This window comes from Acinetobacter sp. ABJ_C1_1 (assembly GCF_044684115.1).
In the GTDB taxonomy this organism is placed as follows: domain Bacteria; phylum Pseudomonadota; class Gammaproteobacteria; order Pseudomonadales; family Moraxellaceae; genus Acinetobacter; species Acinetobacter nosocomialis_A.
On sequence record NZ_JBITPU010000038.1, the window covers coordinates 1 to 1,557 of the forward strand.

General features: G+C 47.1%; 1 pseudogene. It reads left to right on the plus strand.

Annotation, left to right across the window (positions count from 1 at the left end):
- A pseudogene (locus ACG59Z_RS18725) lies at positions 1 to 1,557 on the plus strand (hypothetical protein); the annotation flags it as partial.

Sequence of the window (1,557 nt, forward strand, 5' to 3'; positions counted from 1 at the left end):
CACCGACCTATACTGTGAATGGCAACAACGTGAATAACGTGGGCGATGCGATCACTGCACTGGACAAAGGCTGGACTTTACAAAGCAATGGTACCAATGCGGCTGCAGTAAAAGCTGGTGATACGGTAGACATTGGTACGGTTGCAGGTGAAACGAACCTGAAAGTGACCAAGACCGGCAATACGATTCAGTATGGCTTAAACCGTGATCTGAATATTGACAGTGTAACGGCAGGGGACAGCAAGCTGGATACGAATGGTTTAACCATCACTGGTGGACCAAGTGTGACCAAGACTGGTATTGATGCTGCAGGCAACACAATCAGTAACGTAGCAGCAGGCACCAATGCTACTGATGCAGTAAACAAAGGCCAGCTTGATGCATTAAGTACCTCAAGCAATAACAAGACTGATGCCTTGGGCAACAGCACAGCCAACAATCTGGGTGGTGGATCAAGCTATGACAGCACAACAGGTGCAGTAAGCTCACCAACTTATGTCACCACTAAAACTGACGGTACAACCGTTAATGCCAACAATGTCGGTGATGCCTTAACTAACCTGAACAATGAAGTGGTTAAACCGATTACCTTTGCAGGTAACAGTGGCAGTGTTGACCGTAAATTGGGTGAAACCCTGAATATCACAGGTGGGCTGACAGCATCTGGCTCGAACTCGAATGTTAAAACGGTTATCAGTGGCAATACCGTTGATATTCAACTTGCAGATGCACCTGTGTTTGCAGGGAAGCTGACAGCGAACGGACTGGATGCAAATGGTGAGAAAGTTACCAATGTCGGTACGGGCACAGCAGCAACCGATGCAGTAAACAAAGGCCAGCTTGATGCGTTAAGTACGTCAAGCAACAACAAAACCGATGCCTTGGGCAACAGCACAGCCAACAATCTGGGTGGTGGTGCAAGTTATGACAGCACTACAGGTGCAGTAAGTTCACCGACCTATACTGTGAATGGCAATAACGTCAATAACGTGGGCGATGCGATCACTGCATTAGACAAAGGCTGGACACTACAAAGTAATGGTACCAATGCGGCTGCAGTAAAAGCTGGTGATACGGTTGATATTGGTACGGTTGCAGGTGAAACCAACCTGAAAGTGACCAAGACCGGCAATACGATTCAGTATGGCTTAAACCGTGATCTGAATATTGACAGTGTAACGGCAGGGGACAGCAAGCTGGATACGAATGGTTTAACCATCACTGGTGGACCAAGTGTGACCAAGACTGGTATTGATGCTGCAGGCAACACAATCAGTAACGTAGCAGCAGGCACCAATGCTACTGATGCAGTAAACAAAGGCCAGCTTGATGCATTAAGTACCTCAAGCAATAACAAGACTGATGCCTTGGGCAACAGCACAGCCAACAATCTGGGTGGTGGATCAAGCTATGACAGCACAACAGGTGCAGTAAGCTCACCAACTTATGTCACCACTAAAACTGACGGTACAACCGTTAATGCCAACAATGTCGGTGATGCCTTAACTAACCTGAACAATGAAGTGGTTAAACCGATTACCTTTGCAGGTAACAGTG